We start from the raw sequence: 19,528 nt of genomic DNA, 5'->3' as shown, positions 1-19,528 counted from the left end.
CACTACGCTGAACAACCTAGACCGCCAGCACGTTTTGCGCATGGTGCATCGTCCGCAACGGCTCAGAGTGCGACATTCATGAGCGCAATTCCCACCCGATTGACGGCCAACTGGCACACCTGGCTCGCGCCGGTACTGAGCGTGCTCCTGTTATGCGTCGTCGTGCTGGTAGTGCATCGTGAGATCCAGCATTTTCATCTGCGCGCAATGGTCGAATACTTGCGCCAGATTCCGGCGTCGGAGCTCATTGCCGCTGCGTTGTGCACAATCGGCAGTTATTCATTACTGACGCTGTTCGACTTCTCCGGCCTGCATTACATACAAAAGCGCCTGCCCTATGGGCGCGTTGCCCTCAGTTCGTTCATCGCCTACGCAATCGCCAACAACGCCGGCGCGAGCGCCCTTACCGGCGCGGCGATGCGCTTGCGCCTGTACACGGCTCAAGGTCTCACGGGCACTGAGGTCGCTACGCTGCAGGGATTTTGCAGTCTCACCAACGCGCTCGGCATCGGCACACTGAGCGCGCTGTCGATCCTGTTCGCCCGTGACCAGAGCGTGACGATATTCAATGTGCTCGGCCCCTGGACCTGGGTCTGCGGAGTATTGCTGCTCGGCGCAATTGCCGCCTATGTCGGCTGGGGTAGCTTTGCGGGTCGCGGCATCGTCTTTCGCGGCTGGTCGTTGCGACCGCCCGGCCCAGTGCTCGCACCGCTGCAAGTGGTGCTCGGCTCCGTAGAGCTTGCGATCGCATGCACGGTGCTCTGGACGTTACTACCGTCGGATGCGCGGATCGGACTGCCCGCCTTTGTTGGCGTCTACGCAGTGGCTGTGGCAGCTGGCATCGTCAGTCATCTTCCTGGCGGCGTGGGTGTGTTCGAGTCGGTGGTGCTGCTGGCGTTGCCCGACACGCCACGCAATCAGTTGCTCGGTGCATTACTCGCCTATCGCGCCATCTATTACGTGGCACCTCTCATCACCGCCGGCGTGCTGTTTGCGGCGATGGAAATATATGAATACAGGCACCGCTTCGGACAAGTCGGCTCGCTCGTCACTACCTATGTGACGCGCGTGTCGCCGCAGATCGTGGGAACGCTCGTGCTGCTCGCCGGTGTCGTCCTGCTGGTCTCTGGCGCGACCCCGGCCCTGGAACCACGCGTGTCGGTCCTGCGAGATCTACTGCCCTTGCCGGTCCTGGAGATGTCACATCTGATCGGCAGCATCTGCGGCCTGGGATTGCTGGTGCTGGCACGGGCGCTGTATCGCCGTGTCAGGGAAGGCTATCAACTGGCGGTCGCATTGCTGATCGCAGGCATCATCGCGTCGCTGCTGAAGGGGCTGGACTATGAAGAGGCGGGCGTTCTTGCGATCGTGCTCGCGGTCCTGTGGCTCGGTCGCAGCGCATTCCATCGGCCCGCGTCGATCATGGAGGAACGCTTCACGCCGATGTGGACCGTGGGAATCCTCGGAGCGCTCGGCGCGGTCAGCTGGATCAGCTACTTCGCTCATCGCCACGTGCAATATTCCAACGAGCTGTGGTGGACCTTCGCATTCTCCGCAAGTGCGCCGAGAGCGCTCCGAACGCTGCTGCTGACGGCACTGGCGGCAGCGACGTTCCTTACGATGAACCTCCTGCGTCCAGCGCGGCCGCAACCTGAGCTGCCGAGCGCGAAGGAGCTCGAACGTGCGCGCACCATCATTGATCGCTGCGATGATACGCTTGCGAACGCTGCTCTGTGCGCGGACAAGCGTCTGCTGTTTGCGCCGAAGGATGACGCATTCATCATGTATCAAGTTGCTCGCCGCAGCTGGGTGGCGCTCGGCGATCCAGTTGGCGAGCCGGCGCGCTATGAGGAGCTGATATGGCGCTTTAGCGAGATCGCCGACCGGCACGGCGGCTGGACCGTCTTTTATCAAGCCAGCTCCGAGCGCGTGCCGCTCTATGTCGACTTCGGCCTCACGCCGGTAAAAATCGGCGAAGAGGCGCGCGTGCCGTTGGCGAATTTTGGCCTCGAGGGCAGAGAGCGACGTGACATTCGCCAGGCGCATGCGCGTGCGGCGCGCGAGGATGCGACTTTCGAAGTCGTGCCCATCGAAGCCGTGCCGCCGTTACTGCCCGAGCTGCGCGCAATCTCCGATGCCTGGTTGAAAGAAAAATCGACCAGCGAGAAAGGCTTTTCCATCGGCGCGTTCGACGAACCCTACATGCGCCAGTTTCCGGTTGCAGTGGTACATCGTCAGGGCGCCACCGTCGCCTTCGCCAATTTGTGGACCACACGCAGCCGGGCGGAGCTGTCGGTCGATCTGATGCGATTCAGCCCGGGCGCGCCCCACGGCGTCATGGACTTTCTGTTCACCGAACTGATGCTGTGGGGACGCGCCCAGGGCTATCAATGGTTCAACCTGGGCATGGCGCCGCTGGCCGGCCTGGATCTGCATCCACTCGCGCCGGCGTGGAACCGCATCGGCAGCTTCGTGTTCCGTCACGGCGAACATTTCTACAACTTCGAGGGACTCAGAAACTACAAAGCGAAATTCGGGCCGGTCTGGAACGCCAGATATCTCGCCGCACCGACCGGCCTTCTGGTGTTGCCGCGGGTGCTGGCGGACATCTCCGTGCTCATCGCCGGCGGTGTGAAGGAGCTGGTGAAGAGGTGAGCGCGCCGCTTCAGTTGTTGACGGTGCCGTCGCTGTTCATCTTGTCATGATCTTTGATGGGCCCTCGCATGCGGGACAGGTAGTCGGCGACCGCGGTGGCCTCTTCCGTGTCCAGACTATCGAGATAGCGCACGAGGTTCGCATCGACATTGAGCCGATGCCACGTACCGATGCTGCGCACCTGGCGAACCAGGTACGCATAGTGCTGGTCGCGCAACGAAGGCGTGAAACCGTCGTCATCCCCGCGTGCGTCCTGCTCATGACAGGAGGCACATTGATCCTGAAAGATGGCTTCGCCGAGCTCCAGCCCGCGGCCGTCGCCGGTCTGTGGGAAGCTGGTTCGCGGCAGTGAATTCAGATAGCCGGAAAGATCGGCCCAGGCTTGCTCGCTCGCCAACTCAGGCTTCGAGACCACCGCATGCATCGGGCGGCTGTCGCGCTCCAGCTCGCTGAAATCGGCCAGCTGTTTGACCAGGTAAGCGCGCCGCTGACCCGCCAGCGATGGAATCAGGTTGGCCGCGCTACCGAGCGCTTGCTCACCATGGCACTGGGCACAGTGAGTCGCGTACAGCTTCTTGCCATTGCTGGCGTTTTGATCCAGCTGCAGAGCATTGCGCACTTTCTGATCGACGCTCAACGGCGAGGCTTCGGACACGCCGGTCGCGAGCACACAGGCCAGAAGTACAGCAGGCGCTCGAAATGAAATGCGCATCCAGTCACCTTCAGAAACAATCGAGAAACAATCCAGAAACATTTTGGCGATGCGCGCAAGTCTCGTTCGGCGCGACCGCGGGTGCCACCGGTGAATTCCCCTACCGCCTCCGCAAATTCCCGCGCTCTATCGATCGCATCACAGTTTTTGCCGTCGCATTCGTAAGGTCAGCAAGCTCGCGCCGCCTGGCTGCACCTCGCGAGTGACCCGCGTCTCTTTCGCCGGAAAAATCACATCGCAGTCACAGCAGCGCCGGTAAGGTTGTGCCGCAACACTGGGACTCATTCCGGTTGTCGCCTCAACGGACTGTTGCGCGCTGAATAGCAAGGACGCCGATGAACACCCGCTACAGCAGACACCCGTCTATCAGATGGCCATCGAACATATTCTGCCGATGACGGCCGCATGACATCGAAATCATCCGTCGTGCGCCAGGGCCAGCCAGTCGCCCCCGACAGTGCTCCGGCATTCAGCCAACCCCACCACTCCAGCATCAACCCGTCAGCCGCACGCTGCAGTGGCATGCTGGTCATGATTCAGTATGACATCGAGGTCGGGTTCGCCATCGGCCGCCTGGTGAGCGTGTTCTACGAAATGGCACAGCAGCTGACCGGCAGCGCCGAGCACGTGCATTTCTCATTCTCAAAAGTAGGCGCCGCGCGCTCGTCCGCGCTGCCGAGGCAATTCGAGCAGGTCGTTGCGTTCGACCCTCGCCAGCCCACACCCGAGCAGGTTACCCGGCTCAAGAACTACATCCGCGATCATCGCATCGACACCTTGTTCGCTCTCGACCTGTCCGCGAACGCCAGCTATCTCGGCGAGCTGCGCAAGGCCGGCATCAAACGTGTGTTCAGTTACTGGGGCGCGCCGATGAGCTCGATCAATGGCGAGTTCCGCTTGCTGTTTAAGCGCCTGGAGGTCGCCCTGCTCCGGCGGGCCAAGCCCGACTATTTCATCTTCGAGTCGCGCGCCATGCAAAGCTGCGCCGTTTTGGGGCGTGGCATTGCTCAGGGCAGAACGCTGGTCATCCCGACCGGCGTCGATGCGGACAAATTCAAGCGCACACCGCATCACAGTGGCCTGGCTCATGAGCGCTTCGGCATTCCCAAACACCGTCGAGTGATCGTTTACATGGGGCATCTGCACCAGCGCAAAGGCGTGCATGTGTTGATGCGCGCCGCTGTGCATGTGGTGCAAGAGTTGCGGCGTGACGACATTCATGTCCTGTTCCTCGGCAACGTCAGCGATGAGGTGGAACAGCTGCGTCCGCACTGGAACGACGCCGCCTCGCACATCACTTTCGGGGGTTATCAGGCCGACATCCCGGCCCTGTTGTCGGGTTGCTATGCCGGTTGTATTCCTTCCACCGGCTGGGATTCGTTCCCAATGTCGTCGCTGGAAATGCAGGCTTGCGGCCTGCCCGTGCTGACCAGCGACTGGCAAGGCGTTCCGGAAACCATCGTCGATCGCGAGACGGGCGTGGTCGTGCCAGTGGGAAATGCGCAGCGACTGGCAGCCGCGATGGCCGCCTTGGTGGACGACCCGACGACGCGGGATCGCATGGCTTTGGCCGCCCGGCGGCGCATCGAGCAAGGCTTCACGCGCCAGCATCAGTTGAACAACCTGGTGGCCTGCTTGAGCGAGCGGCTCTGAGCCATCGCGCGTTGACCGCTACGGCGTCGAGCCGGGCACTTCACTCGTTCGCAATCGATAGCCCAAGCCCGTTTCAGTGATGATGAACACCGGCCGTGCCGGATTGGGCTCGATTTTCTGGCGCAGATGCTTCAAGCACGCTCTGAGGCTCTGCGTGTCGTGCGTCCGATCGGGGCCCCACACCTCGCGAATCAGCTGATTGGCGGTCACGATCATTCCCGCCTGGCGCGCCAGCGATTCGAGCACGCGATATTCCAGCGGCGTGAAGCGGACTTCCTTATTGGCAGCGCGCGCCTCGCGGCGTGTCAGGTCGATTGTGACATCGCCCAGCCGAACGATTGCCGTACGATCCGAGCCTCGCGCGCTTCGGCGTAAAGCGGCGCGTACCCGCGCGATCAATTCCGGCGCACTGAAGGGCTTGGTGACGTAGTCATCCGCGCCGGCCTCCAGTGCCGCCACCTTTTGTGCTTCCATCGTGCGTGCCGACAGCACGATGATGGGCACAGCAGACCATCCGCGCACGCCCTGGATCACAGTCATCCCGTCGGCATCCGGCAGCCCCAGATCGACGAGCAGCAAATCCGGTTGATGGGTGCGCGCTTCGATGAGCGCTCGAGCCGCTGTCTCCGCCTCCACCAATCGGTACGGCTCGGACTGCAACAGCGCGCGCAGCACGGCGCGAATGGTCGGATCGTCCTCGACCACCAGGATGCGATGCATGGCTTGCGTCATGACGCACCCACAGTCGCCGGCAGAAAGAATTCGACACGGGCCCCGCCGCCGAGCCGGCCGGCCGCGCGGATCTCGCCTCCATGCGCCTCGATGATGGCGCGACAAATCGCCAGACCCAGACCGGCACCCGCGACCGCCCCCTCACCCTGGCCGCGACGAAACTTCTCGAACAAAGCCTCGGGATCCGGAATGGGAAAGCCAGGTCCTTCGTCCTCGATCTCCACCATCATCCGGTCGTCGGCGAGCCGCGCCCTGATGTGAACCACCGCGCCTGCGGGGGTGTACTTGGCGGCATTGTCGAAGATATTCGCGAGCGCCTGCACGATCAGCGTGCCGTCCACATGCAGTACCGGCAACTCATTCGGCAAGTCGATGCGTACCGGGTGACTGCGCAATCGTTCTTCAACGCGCCCCAGCGCCGAGCCGATCAGGTCATCGAGCGCATGCGCATCGCGCCCGAGCTCGATCTGACCCGATTGGAAGCGCATCAGGTCGAGCACGTTGGAAACGATCTCCGACATTTCCACGGCCTTCGCTTCGATCGAGCGCGCCAGCGAAGTGCGCGTGTCATCGTCGAGATCCCGTCCGCGCTCGGCCAACGTACTGCTGGCGCCTGCAATCGCCGCCAACGGCGTACGCAGATCGTGTGATATCGAAGCCAATAGTGTGTTGCGTAGACTTTCGGTCTCCGCGGCGACTCGTCCCGCTTCGGCGGCGGCCGACAGGCCGGCACGCTCGACTGCCAGGCCCAATTGCTCGGCGAACGCTTCCAGTAACCGCATCTGCTCCGGCGCCTGCAAGCGCCGGCGATTCTGGGGCAGCACCGCCAGCACACCAAAGCGCTGCTGATCGTGGGCCAACGGAACATATATTGCCGACGTGCCCGGCATATCGCTGGAAGTGAGGCCGGCGCGCCGACCCTGCTCGAACACCCAGTGAGCCACGGCCAGATCGGCGCTCTTGAACGAACCTTCGATCGGCACGTCGTTGGGATGACGCAATCTACCGGCGGCATCCGGCAGCAGCACGACCGCCTGGCAATCGAAAATCTCCGCGATATGCCTGACCGCGACGCGCGACATGTTCGCGACGCCGCGCGTAGCACTCAGATCCCGAGTCATCGCATAGAGCAATGCTGTGCGCCGCTCTCGCTCGCCCGTGGCCCGGATCTGCCGGCGCACGCTGGTCATCAGGTTCGCCATGGTGACCGCGACGATCAACATCACGATGAAGGTCACCAGATACTGCGCGTCGGCCATCGACAAGGTAAACCGCGGCGGCACGAAGAAAATGGCAAACGAGACAACGTTCGCTATGGATGCGAGCACCGCGGGCCCGCGGCCGAACCTGATGCCGACCAGCGTCGAACTCAGCAGGTAAGTCATCAGCAAGTTGGGAACCGCGAAAAAAGGATCCATGGCGTAAGTGATCGCGGTCGTGAGCGCACTGATCGCGAGCGCCCATCCATAGCGGGCCCATTGGATCGGAGCGGGCTCGGGGGCGGCGTCGATGAGTTGCTCTTCGGAGCCCTCCTCATGCTCCGCGCCGACCGTGATGACGACGAACCCATGGGCTCTGGGCACCAATCGTGAGGGCGTCGAGGGGCGCAGCCAGGCAACCAATCCGTGTCGCGTCGGGGCACCGATCACGATGTGCGTAGCTTCGGAAGTACGCGCGTACTCCAGCAGCGCATCGACGACGGACAGACCGTCCAACGTAACTGCATGAGCACCCAGCGAACCTGCCAGGCGTTGCAATCCTGCCCAGCGATTGCGCGAATCCGAAGGTCGGCGCAGCAAGTCGGGCGTTTCGACGAATACCAGCGTCCAAGGCGCCGCCAGCATGTCGGCCATGCGTTTGCCCGCCCGCATCACCCGCTCCGCCTGCGGATCCGCTCCCACGGCCACGAGCACGCGCTGCTTACGAGCCACCGGCAATGCCATGCGTTCGACGAACGTTCGATCCGCGTCGGTGCTCACATCGGTCATCTTCGGCGCTAGGTCTGCGGGATTGCTGTCGCAGCTAGCATACCAAAGGCGCGAAACACCGCAGAACAGCGAAAATTACGCCGAGAGCACAGCGCTACTGTGCCGGCGCTTGGGCAAATCGATCGTCCGGGCCAGCCGGATAGCGGGCTGCTCGATGAGTACGTTCGCGATCCACGCCGCCACGATACTCGCCGCCATCCCAACGGCGAACGCAAAATAAGCCCACGCCGTCGAATAGTGGCTGCCGATCAGCTCCCGGACCAGGACGGTCGCGCGCCAGCCGATAGCCAGGTGCAACAGATACAGGCTGTAAGAGATCCGCCCGAGGAACTGCATCGATGCTCCCTCGAGCAGCCCACGCCGTGGAAAATGCAAGCTGCAAACGATGCCGACGGCGGTCGCGACCGTCACCAGCAGAGCCGTGACTCGATAGGCGTCTGCGCCGAACAGCACTGCGGCGCCCAGGCACAGCATTACCGAAACGATGAGCACCTCGATGCCGCAGTGGCCGCGATAGTAAAGATAGATGATGACCCCCAACGCGAACTGAAACCAGCGGTCGAAGAACAGCGCCGGGTGGGCTGGCGGCAGCAATCCGACGAACAGGCACACCGACCAGAGAAAGCCGATCGATAGTGCGGCGGTTGCAATCAGGCGAGTCGTGGCCGCGGACACGCCCGCATTGCGCAGGCGTGCGAGTAACACCAGCGACAACACCAGGACCAGATAGAACTGCACCTCGTAGCACAGCGTCCAGAACACCGGCAGGATGTGCGGATAGCCCAGGAAGTTCTGCAGATAAAATGCGTTCGCCGCGATCGCCCCGAACGACGGCAGCTCTCGGGAATACTGGGCCAGCAGCTGTCCGCTGAGCCACAGCAGCGCCATCTCCAGCGCAATCACCGACCAGTAGGGCAAGTCCAGGCGCACGAAGCGGCGCGCGGCAAAGCGGCCGAAGTATTTGAACGAGTACTCCCCGCCAGTGACGCTGTGCGCGATCACGAAACCGCTGAGCACGAAGAAAATCTGCACCCCGTAGCGGCCCAGTGAGGCGATGGCCTCGATCCCCGGCCCCAGAATGCCGGGATGCCGGTCGGCAGCCGCATGCGCAAGATGGCCGATGGCGACCATGATTGCCGCGACGCCTCGCAACCCGTCGATGAATTCGAACCGTGCCCTGCCGCTCGGAACCTCCGTTGCGGCCGCCGTCATGGATGCGGACTGAGCAACGACGCCGGGGCTTTCACTCACTCCGATAGTCATGTCGTACCGATGCTGCCTTCGAGTTACTCCTCGGGCAGATAAGAGGGATGGGGTGGATTGCGATCAGGGGGAGCGATGAAGAGCGATGCCGCGGAAAACACACCAAGTAACGCCGCAGCAACCAGGATCAGAATGTGTTTTATGGTCATTAGATCGGCGTGCCGAGCCATTCCCCGCAAACGCGAGTCGTCGCGTGCCTTGCCTTCTCCCCAAGCCGTGTTCGCCCCGGGCATGCCTGTCACTCACACGCTGCCCGGCCGGAACGGCCCACGCGCACAATAGTGATAGCGCTGTGATTGCGGCGTGACTTTTTCGGGCGGTGTCGGGCCACTTTCGAAATTCGTGAGCCAGGGAACTTTTCTGCCGCGCCCTGGTGTCGCCGTACTACGGCATGGTCAACAGGAACTACCCCAGTGGGATTGCCGTTTAACTACCGGTGTCAATACGGCACAGGCACTTGGGGAGACCCGATGATGCGAGCAAGTGTCCAGAACCTCGACAGAATCATTCGTAAGCTGGGGTCTGGCTGGGTATTGGTGGATGCACAAGGTGAGATTCGCTGGATCGACCAGACCACGCGCCGCTGCATCGATGGAGAATTGCGTCACCTGCAACTGCCGCTGAATAGAGATGAGCACGCCGTCGACTGTTTCATCTCGGCGGTGGAAATTCCGGTGAACGGTCAGATGAAGACGTTGAGCGTCGTGCAGGCGATCGAGACGCAAGAGGCATCGCGGCGTGATCTGCATCACATGATCAACGACGCCGTCCATGATGTGCTCTCGGACTCGTCCTGGCTGGCACGGCCACTGAGCGAAAAACTGCGCGCCTGGTGTCAGGTCGCACAGCCCCTGGCGCGCGACGAGGAATTCGCGGCACTCACGCCGCGGGAGCGGGAAATCCTGGGCTTGATCTGCGAAGCTCGCTCGGATGCGGAAATGAGCCGCATGCTGAAACTTTCGCAGAATACGGTGCGCAATCATGTGGCATCGATTTTTCGAAAGATCGGCGTGAACCGGCGCAGCGCAGCCGTCATCTGGGCGCGCGAGCGCGGCATCACCTGCCGCGACAGTTAGCGCCCCCGGCGCTCGCTGCGCCGCGCTACTAGTACACGTAGTAGTTGCCGATCTCTTGCGCGCCTACCCGCCGGGGTGTTTTGCTGCACGGATAATGATCGTGATCTCAGCATGAAACCGCCGACCCAGGGGGCGGGCCCAGGGCCGATGAAAGATGAGACGGATATCAAATTTCTGATCGAGAAGAGCACCGACGGCATCATTGTCGTCGATGCCGAGGGTGTAGTGCTGTCCGCCAATCCCGCGGCGGAACACATCTTCGGCCGGCCGGCTCAGGCGCTGATCGGCACCCATATCGGCATTCCTCCCAGTGAAGAGCACTTGAGACATGCCACGAAGATGGAAGCGGTCGGCCGTCTGACCGCCGGCATCGCCCACGACTTCAACAATCTGCTCACGGTCGTGCTGGGCAATCTCGACGGCGCGCAGCGGCTGCTCAAGGAGGCGGACGCCGCCGTGCAGCGCTCCATCGCCAATGCGATCCATGGCGCCCGCCGCGCCGCTGTGCTGACCGAACGTCTGCTCGCCTTCTCGCAGCGCAAGCCGCTCGAGCCGAGCGTTCTCGACGTGAGCGCCCTGATCGAACGGCTCGCCGACCTGTTGCGCCGCTCGCTGGGCGAAAACATCCAGGTGAAAACAGTGCAGAGGGAGCGGCTGTGGAGCGTGGAGGTCGATGCCACCGAGTTGGAAACATCGATCCTGAATCTCGCCGTGAACGCCAGAGACGCCATGCCGCAAGGCGGCGAGCTCAGCATCGAAACGATGAACCTCGAGGTCGACGCGGCAGCCGCCCGTGCCGGTGACGTCGCGCCCGGTCGATATGTGTGCATCCAGGTCACAGACAACGGCGCGGGCATGTCGCCGGCCACGTTGAAGCTCGCCTTCGAGCCGTTCTTCAGTACTAAATCCAGCCAGGGCGGTACCGGCCTCGGACTGAGCCAGGTCTACGGCTTCGTCAGGCAAAGCGGCGGACGCGTCGAGCTTGCCAGCGAACCGGCCAAAGGCACGAGCGTGAGAGTTCTTTTGCCGGCTGCCGTCGCTGGAGCCAGCAATCTGCGTCGCGACGGCAGCGATGCGCCTTCAGACCCCATCGCACGCGGCAGCCAGGATCAGATCATCCTGGTTGTCGAAGACCATACGGAAGTTCGCGCCTACGCAGTGGCGAGCCTGACCGGACTGGGCTATGGAGTGATCGAAGCGGCCGATGCCGTTGCCGCACTTCAGATTCTGGAGCGCGAGCCTGCCATCGCCATGCTGTTCACCGATCTGGGCCTGCCCGGCAGAGTCGACGGCAGGATGCTGGCCGAGCAAGCCCGCAAGCTGCGCCCGACCCTGCCGGTGCTGATCACCAGCGGCTATGCCAACGACATTCTGAAAGCGAACGGCCGGCCGGGCGACACATTCGAGCTGCTCAACAAGCCGTTCACGCTGCCCGCTCTCGCCAAGCGCGTTCACGAGCTACTGATGCAGCCCGCAAAGCGGCCAGATGAAACCTCGGACGCATGCATGCTGGTGATAGAAGACGAGCCCCTGGTACGAATGTATGTAACGGACATTCTTGCCGACGGCGGCTTGCAGACCGAAGCAGCGGAAACGTTCGCGGCTGCCCTGGAGACATTGAGCACACGCGGGGAACGTTTGTCCGGCGCCATCGTCGACCTGACGTTGCCCGACCGGTCCGGCGCGCAGATCGTGTCCGAGATCCGGCGGCTGCAGCCACAACTGCCGATCGTGGTCGCAACCGGCCGCGCCACGGCCGAGCTGCGTCGACAGTTTCAACAGGATGCGCGGTTGCGTGTGCTCTCCAAACCGTTCGATCGCAGCGAGCTGATCGATGAGTTGCGGGCGCTCGGCGTACCCTATGAGCAAGCGGACTGAATTCTGAGGCGCCGGTGTCAGTCGGTATCGCTGACGCGACCTGCCGATTGCCGACCGAATGAATATCTCACGCCGAGCCACGCACCGAACGGCGCGCCGGGGCCGCGAAACTGCTCCGGGACGGGATCGATGCCGACGGCCGGGCCAAACGTCCGGTCCGGACCCGTGAAGAAGTTCTCGCCCACCACCCCAAAATTGAAATAGCGCCGATCGAACAGATTGTTGATACGGACGAACACCTCGAACCGTCTGCCAGCGAGATAGCGCGCATCGAGATTCACGACGGTATAGCCAGGCACCTGTCCATTGATGTCCTGATTGTTCTCGTCGCCGCGAGCATAGACTCCGGCGCTCGTCAGGACATTCGCACCGACGAACAGCCGCGATGTGACCGACCAATCCGCTCGCACTTTGAGCACGTGTCGCGGAATGCTGGGAATGCGATCGCCCGGCTCGACCTGAATGATGCCTTGCTCATCCGCGCTGGAGTTCGCGGGACTGCTCTCGGCGAACGACGATCGAAAAGTGGCGTCCAGAAACGTATAGCGCACCGCGAATGATACGGGGTCGCGCTGCATTTCGAGTCCCAGCTCCACGCCTTGGCGGCGAGTGCTGCCGACGTTCGCGAAGAATCCTGCATTGGTGGCGCCGGCACCGGCACTGATGAAAGTAATGTCGTTCTCGAGCCGCGTGCGATACACGGCCGCATTCCAGCGCCACGATGTTCCAAAACGACCGCGCCCCCCGACTTCCACGGTCTTCGATATCACCGCATCGAGCGGCGGATCCGCCAGGAAATCATTCGGCAGCTTGCAAGGCGCATCCGGGTCGGCGCATGTCAGCTCGATCGCTGTCGGCGCACGCATGCCCTCGTTGTAGCTCGCGTACGCAGTGAGATTCTGGTTCGGATTGAAGTTGATGCCTACGGCAGGATTGAATCTGGAGAACGTGTGCTCGCCGTTCAGCAGTGGCGCCTCGCCAGTGCGATCCTCGATGCGAACGCGCGCCTGGTTGTAACGACCCGACGCCGACAACGTCCACTGAGCGTTCAGATTGAACGTATCCGCAATGAACGCCCCGAGGTAGCGCGTGGTCGTGTCAGCGTCCGTCTCCAATTCGAAATCGTCGATGCCCACGGTGTTGCGATCAGGGGTGAACGCAGCATCCTGCGACTTCTGCGTGAAGCGCGCGTCAGCGATGTCTACCGTTGCGCCGAGCATGAGCTGATTCTTGCGACTTCCCGCCTCACTACTCAGCACCAGTTGCAAGCCGCCGCCGTAGCCGCCCTGCTTGATATCCGAAGCATCGTTGGTGGCCTGGATGCCGGTCTCAGAGAACTCGTCATTGACGTTGCTGCTGAGGTTGCTGGTCCGATAGTTGCGGTAATACAAGTTGCCGCCCAACAGGACCTCGTCGCGAAAAAAATGGCTGCCCTTCACGGTCACGAATGCGAGCTTGTTTTCATTCTTGTCCGGAAACGTATAGGCCTGCCGGATGTCGTCGAGGAATGAGCGCGGCAGCGTCTGCGTGCCTTGCAGCGTGTTGTCCGCGCCCGTAAAGCTCACATCGAGATCGCTGGTCTGGTTTTGCCAGCCCACCTTGCCGAAGAAGCGCCGCACCCGGCTGGGATTGTGATCCGCCCAACCGTCATCGTCGGTGGCATCCGCAGTCAGGAACCAGTCGACCACACCGCTCGATCCGCCCCAATCGACTTCGCCGGACTTGCGGCCGAATGAGCCGCCAGACAGCTCGACGCCGCCTCCCGGAAACTGCGCGCCGCTTTTCGTGTACACCGCCAGCGCGCCGCCGAGCGTGTTCAGGCCGAAGGCCGGGTTGGAGCCAGGAATGAGCTGCAGGCTGGCGATGGCCGACTGCGGGATGAGATCCCAGTTCACGACATCGCCGAAGGGCTCGTTGACTCGCACACCATCCTGAAAGACTGAAACGCCCTGCGGCGTCCCCAGCAGCGGAGATGCAGTGAAGCCGCGCAAGTTGATGTCGGGCTGAAACATATTGCCCTGCGCGGCATTCGAGGAGATGCCCGTTGGGTTCTGCTCCAGATAGTCGGTGGTCGTTGCCTGCCGCTGTCGAGCCAGATCCTTGCTGGTGTAGATCTGGACGTTGGCAGGCACATCGCGAAGCGCAGTGCCGAGTCCGGGCAACGGCGTGGTCCCGACCACCACCACGGTCGGGATTTCCAACGCTTCCGCCGGGTTCCCCGGTTTGTCCGCCGCGTTCGCCGTCGCAACCGCGGCTGCGCCGATCCCTGTGAACAGCGTCAGCCTAGCTCGGGTTCTCCAGACTGAACGTTGCGCTGTCATCGTCGTACGCAAATATCTCGGCATAGCGACCCCAGCTGATCACCGCGCGCAGCGTCTGCTCGGCTGCTTGCGCCGTCATGTAGTCCTCCAGCTCATCGGAGAAACGGCTCATCGGCGCTACATGGGAGGCTCGCTCATCCAGAATGCGCCGGATGTGAGCGGCCAGCGCCACGTAGCTCAATAGATGACTTGCAAAGATCTTCTTGCGCTCGTCGACCGTCGCGGTGGCGAACGCCATGCCCGGCTCCAGCAGCCGGATATCGCCGCCCTCCACTTCCGCCAGTCGCATCATCTGCAAGGTCTCGGCAACAGGAAACAAATCGTCGATCTCCATCTGCAGCCGCGACGCGATCTCCGGCAGATCCGCTTTGCCGTTGAAAGGCTCCGAGGCGAGCGCTTCCATGAGTCCAGAGAGCAGATTCGAAGACACCCGCGGCAGGATCGTGCCTATGCCCAGTCCCTGAAGTCCTTCGGTGCGAATACCGGCGGCACCCGGCCTGCCGCGTGCGGTCATCTCCACGTAGATATTCTCGACCAAGGCACGAAAGGCCGGGTCGAGACGATTGCGCGGCTGCGGTAACGTCACGCTGATCTCGGAAAGCACCCGCCCGGGATTGCTGCCGAAGACCAGGATGCGATCGCACATGAGCACCGCTTCCTCGATGTTGTGCGTGACCAGAATGACGCCCTTGATCGGCATTCGGCCTTCAGACCACAGATCGAGAAAGTCGGTCCGCAAGGTCTCGGCCGTGAGCACATCGAGCGCTGAAAACGGCTCGTCCATGAGCAGGATGTCGGGATGAACGACGAGTGCCCGCGCGAAGCCGACGCGTTGACGCATGCCGCCGGACAGCTCGCGCGGATAGGCCGATTCGAAGCCGTCCAGCCCGATCAGATCGATGGCAGCCAGCGCGCGCTGACGAACTTCGGCTTTCGGCAAACCCTGCGCTTCGAGCCCCAGCGCCACGTTCTCGAACACGCTCAGCCAGGGAAACAGCGCGAAACTCTGGAACACCATGGCCACGCCGGCCGAAGGACTGTCGATGGGCTTGCCCAGATATTTCAGAGTGCCGGCGTTCGGACTCGACAGTCCGGCGATCAATCTGAGCAGGGTCGACTTGCCCGATCCGGAGCGCCCCAGCAAGGCCACGATCTGCCCCTGCCCCAACTCCAGATCGACCTCATCGAGGACCAGCAGCTCGCCTCCGTCCGGCTTGGCAAAAGCCTTGCGAACCTGCTTTATCTGTAACAGCGGCTCGGCAGCGTTCATCGACACTCCGCAATAGGGCCTGTTAACACTCATTGGATGGGCTGCGACGAGCTATTGCGGTTCAGGGCTAGGCGCGACGACCGCCGTGTACTCTCCGTACACAAGGGAGGAGTAACGACGTCCTGAACCGCAATAGCTCGTCCCATCTAAGGATATTCATTCATTATAGGGGTTGCGCCTCGAATCGCCTGCCGCTGCGTTACAAAGCTTGCCCGTATCGACATACGGGCTGCGCTTTGCGCCTTGCTGCAGGCGATTGGAGGCGCAACGCAGCCCATCCAATGAGTGTTAACAGGCCCTAGTCAGGCGAGACGAAAGCTTCGCTCGGCGTAGTAATACAAGGGACGCCAGAACAAGCGATTGATGGTCACGACGAACAGGCTCATCGTAGCGACGCCGAGTACGATGCGGTGAAAGTCTCCATCGGCAGTGGCGGAAGCTATATACGCGCCGAGGCCGTGCGCCCTCACTTTGCTATCGCCCCAGCTCGCCAGCTCCGCAACGATCGAAGCATTCCACGAGCCGCCCGAGGCGGTAATCGCGCCGGTTACGTAATACGGGAAGACTCCAGGCAACCCCACCCTGCGCCACCACAGCCAGCCGCGTACCTGAAAGTTCTGCGCCGCGTAGCGCAACTCGCCGGGCAAGGCCGATGCGCCGGCAATCACATTGAAGAGGATGTACCACTGCGTGCCGAGAATCATCAGCGGGCTCAGCCAGACGTCCGGATTGAGGTTGCCGCGGACGATGCAGAATACGACGACGGGGAATAGCAGGTTCGCCGGAAACGCGGCGAGAAACTGGGCAATCGGCTGCACGATCTGGGTCGCTTTCGGGCGTAGCCCGACCCAAACGCCGATCGGCACCCAAACCAGGCTCGCGATAGCGATCAGCACGAACACTCTCAGCATCGTGATGGCGCCGAGCTCCAGCACCTCCAGCACATCGGACCAACTCATGTGCGCGAGCAGCCCTCGCGCCCCCCGCCAGCTGATGACGATCAAAGCGATGACGATGACGCTCAGCCAAAACACATCGGCCAGCCCGCGCGTGCGCGAGGGAAGTGACGTTCGAGTGCTTGGCACTCGCGGCACCATGCGATTGGTCCATTGCGCGAGCGTGCGCAGCATCTGCATGACGCCGCGTATCAACCTCGATCGCACCAACATGGTCAGGATGAATGACTGCGGGGCCCGCGTGCCGGGCTCCTGCTCGACGCGAAACCGATCGACCCAGGCGACCAGGGGCCGGAAGAACAATTGGTCGTACAGCAGGATCACAATCAGCATCGTGGCAATCGCCCAGCCGATGGCGACCAGGTTGCGCTGCTCGATGGCAAGTGCGATATACGAGCCCACGCCGGGCAGATTGACAGAGGTGTGGCCAACGCTGATGGCCTCGGAGGCGACCACAAAAAACCAGCCGCCGGACATCGACATCATCATGTTCCAGACCAGCGCAGGTGCCGCGAACGGAACTTCCAGGCGCCAGAAGCGCATCCACGGCGACAGCCGAAACGAATCGGCGGCTTCCCGCAGCTCGGTCGGCACCGTGCGCAGCGACTGATAGAAGCTGAATGCCATGTTCCATGCCTGGCTGGTAAAGATGGCAAAGATCGCCGCGAACTCCGCTCCGAGCACCCGTCCCGGCGCCAGCGACATGAAGAAAACTACCGTAATCGAGATAAAGCCCAGGATTGGAACGGACTGCAGAATGTCGAGCAGAGGAATGAGCAGCTTGCCGGCGTGCTCGCTCTTCGCCGCCCAGGTTGCATACGTCAACGTGAATGCAAGGGACAATGCCATGGCAGCAAACATGCGCAGCGTGGTGCGCGCTGCGTACTGGGGCAAGTGCGATGGATCGAGCGACAGCGGCACGGCCTGAAGCTCGACCAGCGGCTGCATCAAGCCGCGACTGGCTTCGGCGAGAAACACGAGCAACCCCAACACGATCAACATCGCCAGCACATCCCAGCCGGTGATGAAGTCGCGCGCGAAGCCAAAAGGGATCACTCTCTCGCTCATTCTTGCTGCACTCGCGAGCCGCTCGGCGCCGTTACACCTGGTAGCGCCCGCCCACCTCATCCCAATTTATGTTTGCAAAGAATGCATCGATGTACTTGCCGGCCGCGGCGCCGAAGTCCAAGTGATAGGCATGCTCGTACATGTCCATGACCAGCACCGGCTGGGTGTGTGGCGGATTGTGGGCATGATCGGCCTGCCAGTAATTTTCGAGCAGCTGCAAGTGCTGGTTGTAGCCGAGCACGACCCAGCCTGAGCCGCCGCTCAGCCCTTGCGCAATCTTGCGAAACTCACTCTCCCACGCAGTGAAGCTGCCGAACGACTTGGCAATGTTCGATCTGAGCTCGGCCGAGGGTTTGCCATCGCCGCCGAGATTGCCGAAGTACAACTCGTGCAGCACTACCGAGCCGGTGCGAATCAGATGCTCTCGCTTCAAACCGTTGTAGATGTACGGCGGGTCTTGCGACGTCAGCTGAGCACGCAGCTTCTCGCGCACGACATTCAACGCCTTCACCGCACCTACATAATTGTTCTCCCAATGAGATTGGATGAGCTTCTGCGAAAGCCCATTGAGACTCTTCGGGTCGAACGGCAAGCCCTTGGGCTCCAGCGTACGGGTCCACGCGGGACCCGTTGGCTCCGCCACTTGTTGAGCAGCAGCTTCGGTGGTGGCGAACATGGCAACGCCCAGAGCGGCAGTTTGCAGAACTTCCCGGCGGGTCAGGTCAGTCATGAGCTGTACTCCCAACAAAGGTTCTCGAATCGCCAACGTCGCAATTGTGCCGACACTCGCTGCGCCCGCGGCAATTGCGACAAACACTGCAGCAGGCCGCAACACAGACAAACTCAGTAAGGAACCTCGCGGCAGGATCGGCGTTGATCTTGGCCTCCGCCAACTCCCGGCAGCAATTCAGGTGATTCATGGCGAAACGCAAGCCGAACGTCACTCGGTCGAGCAAGACATCGAAGCAAGTGACAACTGCGCCGACCAAGCGCAAGCCCGCAGCCAATCCAGTCAAGTCATCCGCGCGCGCCACGGTCAGTGGTCCATCGCTGAAGCCGGCGAGAGCGAAGTCGATGGCGAGCGATCCGTTGGCTTCGAAAGCCGCCGCGACCGCGGAGCTCGTATCGGCATTTCCCTACAATGCTGCAAAGGCAGCCGAGTTCGACGCCGAGCAAGCGACTGCCCCTCCGGCCGGGCAAACCGAGGAACCCAGCGATCCGGCAGTGCTCGCCAGCACATTGAGCGAAGCCAATGCTTCGGCGAAGGTCGGCGATGGCGCACCCGCCTCCGGATCCAACCCGGGCACCGGCCCGCTCGATCGGGTGCGTGTAGATTCCAGCGGTCAACCCCTCACGACCAATCAGGGAGTGCAGATCGCCGACAATCAAAACACGCTCAAGGCCGGACTGCGCGGCCCGTCGCTGCTCGAAGATTTCATTCTTCGAGAAAAGATTACGCACTTCGACCACGAGCGCATTCCCGAACGCGTCGTGCATGCACGCGGCTCCGGTGCCCACGGATATTTCGAGTGCTACGAACCGCTGACCCAATACACGCGCGCTTCGCTGTTTGCGGAAAAGGGCAAACGCACGCCCGTGTTCGTTCGCTTCTCCACGGTCGCCGGCGAACGCGGCTCCACTGACACGGCACGCGACGTACGCGGCTTCGCGGTCAAGTTCTACACCGACCAGGGCAATTGGGATCTGGTGGGCAACAACATCCCGGTGTTCTTCATCCAGGACGCGATGAAATTTCCGGATGTCATCCACGCGGTGAAGCCCGAGCCTCACAACGCCATGCCGCAGGCGGCCAGCGCGCACGATACGTTCTGGGACTTCGTGTCGCTCATGCCCGAGTCGATGCACATGCAAATGTGGATCATGTCCGATCGGGCGATCCCCCGCAGCTATCGGATGATGCAGGGCTTCGGCGTACACACCTTTCGCCNNGTCNAC

General features: G+C 62.1%; 12 protein-coding genes and 1 pseudogene (1 of these 13 cut by a window edge). 5 read left to right on the top strand and 8 right to left on the bottom strand.

Features of this window, described 5'->3' with window-relative positions; all coding sequences use genetic code 11:
- Window positions 1-78: 78 nt before the first annotated feature.
- Window positions 79-2,655 (top strand): bifunctional lysylphosphatidylglycerol flippase/synthetase MprF, encoded by a 2,577-nt coding sequence (gene mprF / locus D0550_RS32100; RefSeq protein ID WP_116813271.1) that lies wholly within the window; start codon window positions 79-81, stop codon window positions 2,653-2,655.
- 10 nt (window positions 2,656-2,665) lie between these two features.
- On the opposite strand, the gene D0550_RS32095 is transcribed toward mprF, so the two are convergent.
- Complete coding sequence (locus D0550_RS32095) at window positions 2,666-3,367, bottom strand: c-type cytochrome (RefSeq protein ID WP_161966189.1); 702 nt, start codon at window positions 3,365-3,367, stop codon at window positions 2,666-2,668.
- Window positions 3,368-3,772: 405 nt separating this feature from the next.
- Here D0550_RS32095 and D0550_RS32090 point away from each other — a divergent pair, with 405 nt between their 5' ends.
- Window positions 3,773-5,020, top strand: a complete 1,248-nt coding sequence (locus D0550_RS32090) for a glycosyltransferase family 4 protein (protein WP_116813269.1) — start codon at window positions 3,773-3,775, stop codon at window positions 5,018-5,020.
- A gap of 18 nt (window positions 5,021-5,038) precedes the next feature.
- Here the strand turns inward: D0550_RS32090 and D0550_RS32085 are convergent, their stop codons facing one another.
- From D0550_RS32085 to D0550_RS32075, 3 genes are all read right to left on the bottom strand, one after another.
- A complete protein-coding gene (locus D0550_RS32085; RefSeq protein ID WP_116813268.1) occupies window positions 5,039-5,752 on the bottom strand; it encodes a response regulator in 714 nt (237 codons plus the stop codon).
- On the bottom strand, window positions 5,749-7,731 hold the full coding sequence (locus D0550_RS32080; protein WP_206606671.1) for a DUF4118 domain-containing protein: 1,983 nt from the start codon (window positions 7,729-7,731) through the stop codon (window positions 5,749-5,751). The genes D0550_RS32085 and D0550_RS32080 overlap by 4 nt, the downstream gene beginning before the upstream one ends.
- Window positions 7,732-7,815: 84 nt before the next feature.
- A complete protein-coding gene (locus D0550_RS32075) occupies window positions 7,816-9,003 on the bottom strand; it encodes an acyltransferase family protein (RefSeq protein WP_116813266.1) in 1,188 nt (395 codons plus the stop codon).
- A 470-nt stretch (window positions 9,004-9,473) separates the two neighbouring features.
- On the opposite strand from D0550_RS32075, the gene D0550_RS32070 reads away from it, so the two are divergent.
- Window positions 9,474-10,079, top strand: coding sequence for a helix-turn-helix transcriptional regulator (locus D0550_RS32070; protein WP_116813265.1), 606 nt, complete (start codon window positions 9,474-9,476; stop codon window positions 10,077-10,079).
- 111 nt (window positions 10,080-10,190) lie between these two features.
- The gene (locus tag D0550_RS32065; RefSeq protein WP_116813264.1) at window positions 10,191-11,957 is read left to right on the top strand and encodes a response regulator; all 1,767 of its coding nucleotides are present in this window, start codon (window positions 10,191-10,193) and stop codon (window positions 11,955-11,957) included.
- A 17-nt stretch (window positions 11,958-11,974) separates the two neighbouring features.
- On the opposite strand, the gene D0550_RS32060 is transcribed toward D0550_RS32065, so the two are convergent.
- The 4 genes from D0550_RS32060 to D0550_RS32045 all read right to left on the bottom strand — a co-directional run bounded on the left by D0550_RS32060 (window position 11,975) and on the right by D0550_RS32045 (window position 18,302).
- The gene (locus tag D0550_RS32060; RefSeq protein WP_206606670.1) at window positions 11,975-14,158 is read right to left on the bottom strand and encodes a TonB-dependent receptor; all 2,184 of its coding nucleotides are present in this window, start codon (window positions 14,156-14,158) and stop codon (window positions 11,975-11,977) included.
- Window positions 14,159-14,240: 82 nt separating this feature from the next.
- On the bottom strand, window positions 14,241-15,548 hold the full coding sequence (locus tag D0550_RS32055; protein WP_116813262.1) for an ABC transporter ATP-binding protein: 1,308 nt from the start codon (window positions 15,546-15,548) through the stop codon (window positions 14,241-14,243).
- A 302-nt stretch (window positions 15,549-15,850) separates the two neighbouring features.
- Complete coding sequence (locus D0550_RS32050) at window positions 15,851-17,572, bottom strand: ABC transporter permease (protein ID WP_116813261.1); 1,722 nt, start codon at window positions 17,570-17,572, stop codon at window positions 15,851-15,853.
- Window positions 17,573-17,603: 31 nt separating this feature from the next.
- Window positions 17,604-18,302, bottom strand: coding sequence for a superoxide dismutase (locus D0550_RS32045; RefSeq protein ID WP_116813260.1), 699 nt, complete (start codon window positions 18,300-18,302; stop codon window positions 17,604-17,606).
- A gap of 188 nt (window positions 18,303-18,490) precedes the next feature.
- Here D0550_RS32045 and D0550_RS32040 point away from each other — a divergent pair.
- Window positions 18,491-19,528 (top strand): annotated as a pseudogene (locus D0550_RS32040) (catalase); its annotated part runs 189 nt beyond the window's last position; the annotation flags it as partial.

The sequence above is a fragment of the Steroidobacter cummioxidans genome (assembly GCF_003104955.1).
Note: the sequence above shows the minus strand (reverse complement) of the source record. Positions and strands in the feature narration are given on the sequence as shown.